The 6,643-nt window shown below is 68.5% G+C and carries 5 protein-coding genes and 1 pseudogene; 5 read left to right on the forward strand and 1 reads right to left on the reverse strand.

Translation table 11 applies throughout. The features are described from left to right. A partial coding sequence (gene infB, locus HMPREF0058_RS05510) for a translation initiation factor IF-2 (RefSeq protein ID WP_006548735.1) occupies nucleotides 1–1,912 on the forward strand: 1,912 nt, incomplete at its 5' end. A 95-nt stretch (nucleotides 1,913–2,007) separates the two neighbouring features. Further along, nucleotides 2,008–2,922: an EamA family transporter RarD gene (rarD, locus tag HMPREF0058_RS05515; RefSeq protein WP_040319545.1), complete on the forward strand. Its 915-nt coding sequence runs from the start codon at nucleotides 2,008–2,010 to the stop codon at nucleotides 2,920–2,922. Here rarD and HMPREF0058_RS13425 read toward each other — a convergent pair. Further along, nucleotides 2,919–4,414 (reverse strand): annotated as a pseudogene (locus HMPREF0058_RS13425) (molybdopterin-dependent oxidoreductase). The gene rarD and the pseudogene HMPREF0058_RS13425 sit on opposite strands and share 4 nt — an antisense overlap. Before the next feature lie 285 nt (nucleotides 4,415–4,699). On the opposite strand from HMPREF0058_RS13425, the gene rbfA reads away from it, so the two are divergent. The 3 genes from rbfA to HMPREF0058_RS05535 are packed head-to-tail and all read left to right on the forward strand — an operon-like array spanning nucleotide 4,700 to nucleotide 6,502. Then, the gene (gene rbfA, locus HMPREF0058_RS05525) at nucleotides 4,700–5,173 is read left to right on the forward strand and encodes a 30S ribosome-binding factor RbfA (protein WP_006548739.1); all 474 of its coding nucleotides are present in this window, start codon (nucleotides 4,700–4,702) and stop codon (nucleotides 5,171–5,173) included. Beyond that, nucleotides 5,170–6,204, forward strand: a complete 1,035-nt coding sequence (gene truB, locus HMPREF0058_RS05530; protein ID WP_006548740.1) for a tRNA pseudouridine(55) synthase TruB — start codon at nucleotides 5,170–5,172, stop codon at nucleotides 6,202–6,204. Before rbfA ends, truB begins: the two co-directional genes overlap by 4 nt. Before the next feature lie 28 nt (nucleotides 6,205–6,232). Next, nucleotides 6,233–6,502: a hypothetical protein gene (locus HMPREF0058_RS05535; RefSeq protein ID WP_006548741.1), complete on the forward strand. Its 270-nt coding sequence runs from the start codon at nucleotides 6,233–6,235 to the stop codon at nucleotides 6,500–6,502. Nucleotides 6,503–6,643 lie beyond the last annotated feature (141 nt).

A 6,643-nucleotide genomic window follows, 5' to 3' on the forward strand; every position in this document is an offset into this window, starting at 1 on the left:
CCGTGGTGGTTCCAGCCAGCGTGGACGCAAGTCCAAGCGGGCCAAGAGGCAGGAGTTCGAGCAGCAGGGCGCGCCGTCGATCGGTGGCGTGATCGTCCCTCGCGGTGACGGCTCAACGCCGATCCGTGTGCGTCAGGGTGCCACCTTGACGGACCTGGCTGAGAAGATCAACGCCAACCCCGCGGCCCTGGTCACGGTCCTGTTCCACCTGGGAGAGATGGTTACGGCCACCCAGTCCGTGGACGAGGACACCTTCGCCCTGCTGGGCGCCGAGCTCGGCTACGACGTCAAGATCGTCTCGCCCGAGGACGAGGAGCGCGAGCTCCTGGAGTCCTTCGACATCGACCTGCAGGCCGAGGAGGCCGAGGTCGACGACGCCGACCTGCTCCCGCGTCCCCCGGTGGTCACGGTCATGGGTCACGTCGACCACGGTAAGACCAAGCTGCTGGACGCGATCCGCTCCACCGACGTCGTGGCTGGCGAGGCCGGCGGTATCACGCAGTCCATCGGTGCCTACCAGGTGCGCGTGCACCTGAATGACGAGGACCGTCGGATCACCTTCATCGACACCCCCGGTCACGAGGCCTTCACGGCCATGCGTGCCCGTGGTGCCGAGGTCACCGACATCGCCATCCTCGTGGTCGCTGCCGACGACGGCGTCATGCCCCAGACGGTCGAGGCGCTCAACCACGCCCAGGCGGCCGGTGTGCCGATCGTGGTCGCGGTCAACAAGATCGACAAGGAGGGCGCCAACCCGGACAAGATCCGCGGCCAGCTCACCGAGTACGGTCTTGTGCCCGAGGAGTACGGCGGCGACACGATGTTCGTCGACATCTCGGCCAAGCAGCGTCTGCACATTGACGAGCTGCTAGAGGCTGTGCTGCTGACGGCTGATGCTGCTCTCGACCTGCGGGCCAACCCCGACTCCGACGCCCGAGGCGTCACGATCGAGGCCAAGCTGGACAAGGGCCGTGGCGCGGTCTCGACCATCCTGGTCGAGCGCGGCACCCTGCACGTGGGTGACCCGATCGTGGCCGGCAGCGCCTACGGTCGCGTGCGTGCCATGTTCAACGAGCACGGTGACGCCCTGGAGGAGGTCGGCCCCGGTAGCCCCGCGCTGGTCCTGGGTCTGACCAACGTGCCCAGCGCTGGTGACTCCTTCATCGTCGCGCCCGACGACCGCACTGCCCGTCAGATCGCTGACAAGCGTGAGGCCGCTGATCGTGCGGCACTCCTGGCCAAGCGCCGCAAGCGTGTCTCCCTGGAGAACCTCACCGACGTCCTCAAGGAGGGCAAGGTCGACACCCTCAACCTCATCCTCAAGGGTGACTCCTCGGGTGCGGTCGAGGCCCTGGAGGACTCGCTGCTCAAGATCGACGTGGGCGAGGAGGTCGCTCTGCGCATCATCCACCGCGGCGTGGGTGCCATCACGCAGAACGACGTCAACCTGGCTACGGTCGACTCCGCCGTCATCATCGGCTTCAACGTCCGACCTGCCGAGCGTGTGGCCGAGCTGGCCGACCGCGAGGGCGTGGACATGAAGTTCTACTCGGTCATCTACTCCGCGATCGAGGACGTCGAGGCCGCGATGAAGGGCATGCTCAAGCCCATCTACGAGGAGGTGGAGCTCGGCAGCGCCGAGATCCGTCAGGTCTTCCACTCCTCGAAGTTCGGCTCCATCGCCGGTTCGATTGTGCGCTCGGGCGTCATCAAGCGTGGCACCAAGGCCCGCCTGGTGCGCGACGGCGTCGTGGTGGACGGCAACCTGTCCATCGAGTCGCTGCGCCGCGAGAAGGACGACGTCACCGAGGTCCGCGAGGGCTACGAGTGCGGTATCAACCTGGGCTTCAAGGACATCGCCGAGGGCGACGTCATCGAGACCTGGGAGATGCGCGAGAAGCCGCGTGACTGACCTCAGGCCTTGCCGGGCCTGTTAAGTCGGCCACGAGACGACGGCGCCGCCACCCTCTGTACGAGGGCGGCGGCGCCGTCGTCTACCGTGAGCGGGTGAGCCCAACTGATCCCGCCGCACGCCAGCGCGCCACCCTGCTGGTTTTGGCGACCTATCTCATCTGGGGTGCCTTCCCTCTCTACTTCAAGCTCCTGGCCGCCGCCGGCGCCCTGGAGGTCATCGGCTACCGGATCGTCTTCACCGCTGCCACGTGCCTGGTGCTGGTCAGCGTCACCCGCTCGTGGCCGAAGGTTGCGGCGGTCCTTCGCTCGCCGAGGCAGCTGGGGACCTTCATCGCCTCCGGCCTGCTCATCACGCTCAACTGGCTCACCTACGTCTACGGCGTCAACTCCGGCCACGCGGCCGACGCCGCCCTGGGGTACTTCATCAACCCGCTGGTCACCGTGGCACTGGCGGCGGCGGTGCTGGGTGAGAGACTGCGCCGCTACCAGGGGGTTGCCATCGGGCTGGCGGGCCTGGCGGTGGTGGTCATGGTCGTGATGCAGGGCACCCTGCCCTGGATCTCCCTGGCTCTGGCGCTGACCTTCGGGCTGTACGGGCTGGTCAAGCACGAGGCCACGGCTGACGCGCTGACCGGCCTGACGGTGGAGTCGCTGGTGGTGACTCCGCTGGGGCTGGGCTATCTCGTCTGGCTGGCGGCGACTGGTGGCTCGGTCCTCCAGGGAGCCGAGGGCTCGGCCGGCCTGGCTGTGCTGCTGGTGGCAGCGGGGCCGGTCACGGCGGTGCCCCTGCTCCTGTTCGCCTCAGGCGCGCGAGACGTGCCCCTGACGACGGTCGGTCTGGTCCAGTTCGTCTCACCGATCATCCAGTTCCTCATGGCCTGGGCGGTCTTCCACGAGGAGATCTCGGCCGGTCGCTGGACAGCGATGGTGCTGGTGTGGGTCGCCGTGCTGGTCTTCTGTGCGGACCTGGTCCTCCAGGCCAGGAGACGGCCTCGGGTACGGGGCTAGATTCGAGCGTCGACGTCCTGGTAACCCGAGTCCTCTCGGGTGCCCCCCATGCCATCGCCGACCTCGCAGTAGTCGCGGATGACGGTCACCGAGCGCACCCACTTGACCATCTTGTAGCCGTGGCCGGACTCGCAGCGAAGCCGCAGTGGTGCGCCGAACATGGGGGACAGGGGAGCGTCGTTGCGCCCCCAGGTCAGGATCGTGTCCTCCTCCAGAGCCAGACTGAGCGGCAGGCAGGTGTAGTAGGGCTCCACGGGCCGGCCGTCGTGCATGTGCTGGGCTTTGCCGAAGGACTCGAACATGACCCACTGGCCCTCGGGATCGATCTGTCCGGCCTGGGCCAGAAGGTCAGAGACCCGGACTCCTGTCCACTTGGCGATGCCGGTCCATCCCTGCATGCAGGTGTGCATGGTGATCTGGGACTGGGAGGGCAGCGCCTGCAGCTCGGCCAGGGAGAGACTGGTCGGGCGTGAGACCAGGCCGTCCACGGTGAGGCGGAAGCCTTCAAAGTCCGCGGACGCGAGCTCGTGGTACTCCGGGGACTCCTGCGCTGAGGGGGTGCGGGTGTTGACCCAGTGGAAGGGGAGATGTCCGCCTCGGTGTACGGCCTGGCGCTGGACTGGCGTGAGGCCAGGCGGTCCACGGTCAGGCGGCGGACCACGCGTGTGGCGCCCCACAGCAGCCGCTGGCTGCGGCGGGTGTCAGCCAGTGTCCAGAAGGAGGCCCCGAGCTACAGGGCGATCACGCCCGCGATGGTGGCCACGACGATGAGGGCGGCAGCGCCCACACGAGCTGGGTCGAAGTGGCCGTAGACGATGTGGGTGAGGTTGTGCTCGCGGTGGACGATGAAGACCAGCAGGACGTGGACGACGGCGAAGCCCAGGTAGAGGGCCATGCCCAGGAAGTGCAGGGAGCGTGCGGTCTGACGCCCGCCGAGCATCTTGGCGTACCAGGGGAAGCGGCCCACCACGGCCGGGGACATCGCCGGGCCGGTGATGATCATGAGCGGGGCGGCGACGAAGACGATGACGAAGTAGCCCAGCTGCTGCAGGCCGTCGTAGGGCGTGAAGTCGCACAGCGAAGGTGCCTGCAGGTGGAGGTAGGTCAGGAAGGAGTCCCAGGCCTTCGGGAGGATCTCCAGGGAGGTGGGCACCAGACGGCGCCAGGCTCCGGTTGCGATCATGAGGACCACGTAGACCAGACCGTTGACCATCCACACGCAGGTCAGGATCCCGTGCCAGGCACGGCCCAGGCCGATCTTGGCGCGTCCGGGCAGGGAGATGAAGGGAGACAGGTCGCGCTGGTCGTCGCGCGCCGTGAAGGCTCCCTCCTCCAGGGGCACGGTGTCCCGGGTGAAGCGGATCCACTCAGACCCCGGTGTGCAGTGGTTGTTGAAGTAGAGCCGGGGGCGGGAGGTGAGGATCTCGATCCCAGACCGGATGAGCATGCCGATGCACAGGAAGTTGATCAGGTACGTCACGCGCAGCCACATGGGGAAGGTCGAGGTGTCGATGCACTCAGAGGCAGCCTCGCTGGCGGCCAGCGCCGCAGCCGTGAGGAAGGGGGAACATCATTGGCCCTTCGGGAGGTGGGGATGAGAACAAGGCAATAGTAACGGAAAAATCCAGTAAATAAAGATTGTCTGTGATGAGCCAGCGAAAAGTGTGATCTCGCGCCGTGGTCAGGCTGAAGAGGTCGAGATCTGAGACAATCTCCTGCCCGCAGCCTGCGGGCGGACCGCCGAGCGGTCCCCTGACGCCCAGCAAGGAGAGCCTTCATGGCAGACGCAGCGCGCGCCCGCAAGGTCGCTGACCGCATTCACCAGACTGTTGCCAGGCTCCTGCAGGGGCGTATCAAGGACCCCCGCCTGGGATTCATTACGATCACTGACGTGCGGGTGACCGGTGACCTGCAGCAGGCCACGGTCTTCTACACCGTCTACGGTTCCCAGCGTGAGCGCCGGGACACCGCTGCGGCCCTGCGCTCGGCGACCGGGCTCATCCGCTCTGAGGTCGGCAAGGCGCTCGGGATCCGTCTGACCCCTTCCATCGCCTTCCAGCTTGACGCCCTGCCCACCCAGGCCAAGACCTTCGAGGACGCCCTGGCCCAGGCTCGTGCCAAGGACGAGGAGATCGCCCGCTCGACGGCCGGTGCGACCTACGCCGGGGACCCCGACCCCTACCGGCATGATGACGAGGACGAGGAGATCGAGGACGAGGAGCCGGACGAGGCTGACGAGGACGAGGCGTGAGGGTCTCGGACCGACCGCAGCTGCCTCGTGGCGCCGTCACCGCAGCCGACGGCCTTGTCCTCATCGACAAGCCGGCGTCGGTCACCAGTCACGACGTCGTCGCCATGACCCGGCGTCTGGCCTCGACGCGCAAGGTCGGCCACGCCGGGACCCTGGACCCGATGGCCACCGGTCTGCTGGTGCTCGGCGTGGGCCGGGCCACGCGCTTCCTCACCTACCTGGTGGGAGCGGACAAGACCTACGAGGCGACCGTCCGGCTTGGCCAGGACACCCTGACCGAGGACGCCGAGGGTGAGGTGACCGGTGCCTGCGGTGCGCGCGTCGAGCAGGTCGCCGAGCGCCTGGAGCCTGCGATCCAGGCGCTGACAGGCCCGATCATGCAGGTGCCTTCGGCTGTCTCGGCCATCAAGGTCGACGGCGTGCGCTCCTACAAGCGCGTGCGCGAGGGCGGCGAGGTTGAGCTCGCGGCCCGACCGGTCACCATTCACTGCCTGACCCGCCGAGGGCCGCTGCGCAGCGAGCAGGCCGATGACGGCACGGCGGTGGTGGACATGGACCTGACGGTGGCCTGCTCCTCGGGAACCTACGTGCGTGCCCTGGCTCGTGACCTGGGCCAGGCCCTGGGCTGCGGGGCGCACCTGACGGCGCTGCGCCGCACTGCCGTCGGCCCCTTCAGCCTTGACGAGGCAGCGACGCTGGAGCAGCTGGCTGCCGTGGTCGAGGCCGATGCGCACGCTGAGCGTCCTGGCGGGCTGCCCACCGTGCCGCTGTCGGTGGTGGCGCGGCGGTGCTTCCCCGCCGTCGAGCTCAGCGAGGCCGAGGCTCGCGCCCTGGGCTACGGCCAGCTCCTGGGGGCCGAGGTGATGGAACGGGCGGTCGTGCCACCTGGCGTCATCGTTCCCAAGGCTGGCGGCTCGGGCGGTGTGGCCGCGGGGTTCGCGCCGGACGGGCAGGTCGTGGCACTGTTGACCTCGGCCAAGGACCGGACCCGGCCCCTGCTCGTCCTCGCTGCCCGCGACGGCGCGAGCTGAGTGCCGGTGAGTCGTGACAGGAGAGACGATGAGCGAGCAGACCACCAACGAGGCCCAGCAGTCCCAGGGGTGCGGATGCGGATGCGGCGGGCACGGCAAGCGTCAGGAGGCCCCGGCCCCCGCTCCTGAGGTTGTCCAGCCGCTGGGGGAGGGCTACCAGGATGACGGCGTCGTGCCTGGGCGCAAGGCCGGCAACGTCCTGGGGCTGCGCGACGTGTCGGCCTCCGGCGGCGGCTGTGGCTGTGGCGGTCACGGCGGAGGTCACGGCCACGGTGGTTGCGGCTGCGGCAAGCACTGAGTCGGTGGCGGCAGAGGAATCTGGGGGCACGGTGGAGGTCTGGTACGGGCCGGAGCAGGTGCCGTCGGCGCTGGGCGCGCCTGACGGACCTGGCACCGTGGTGAGCGTCGGCGTCTTCGACGGCGTCCACCGCGGGCACCG

Source organism: Actinomyces urogenitalis DSM 15434 (assembly GCF_000159035.1).
Classification (GTDB): domain Bacteria; phylum Actinomycetota; class Actinomycetes; order Actinomycetales; family Actinomycetaceae; genus Actinomyces; species Actinomyces urogenitalis.

Excerpts from the sequence above, each read along its gene's own strand:
- rbfA (WP_006548739.1), top strand. The coding sequence starts at position 4,700 with ATGGCAGACGCAGCGCGCGCCCGCAAGGTCGCTGACCGCATTCACCAG.
- HMPREF0058_RS05535 (WP_006548741.1), top strand. The coding sequence starts at position 6,233 with ATGAGCGAGCAGACCACCAACGAGGCCCAGCAGTCCCAGGGGTGCGGA.